The sequence below is a fragment of the Flagellimonas olearia genome, from assembly GCF_009184425.1.
Lineage (GTDB): Bacteria > Bacteroidota > Bacteroidia > Flavobacteriales > Flavobacteriaceae > Flagellimonas > Flagellimonas olearia.
The window spans coordinates 1-350 of the sequence record NZ_WELG01000121.1 but is presented as its reverse complement, the minus strand read 5'-3'; the positions used below and the strand labels follow the sequence as shown (position 1 = coordinate 350).

The 350-nt window shown below is 47.7% G+C and carries 1 protein-coding gene; it reads right to left on the bottom strand.

What is annotated here, in order from left to right; translation table 11 throughout:
* A partial coding sequence (locus tag F8C76_RS19975) for a retropepsin-like aspartic protease (RefSeq protein ID WP_152132963.1) occupies window positions 1-306 on the bottom strand: 306 nt, incomplete at its 3' end.
* Window positions 307-350: the final 44 nt, after the last annotated feature.

Sequence of the window (350 nt, the reverse complement as noted above, 5' to 3'; positions counted from 1 at the left end):
GCACAATACCTCATCCTCGTATTTACCGATGCGAAACGGTACTACGACCTGCTTTGTAACCCTCACTTCGCCACTATCGTTCAACCATTGTAGCTTGTACGGGCGAGGGAGCTTAAGTGTTGTGAGCCGCAGCTTTTCAACCATGGAAGTACTAGCAACATTAGTGCAACTACCGCCATCGATAATAACACTACATACCTTGTCTTTCACGTGGCAACGAGTATGAAAGATGTTCTCCCGCTGTACTTCTTCTTCCTCTTCTATAGCTTGCAAACTTAAGGCTTGACGTGCGACTAGTCCAAGCATCTCACCATGATCTGCCTCGAACTCCTCATCCCCTATTGGGGCGT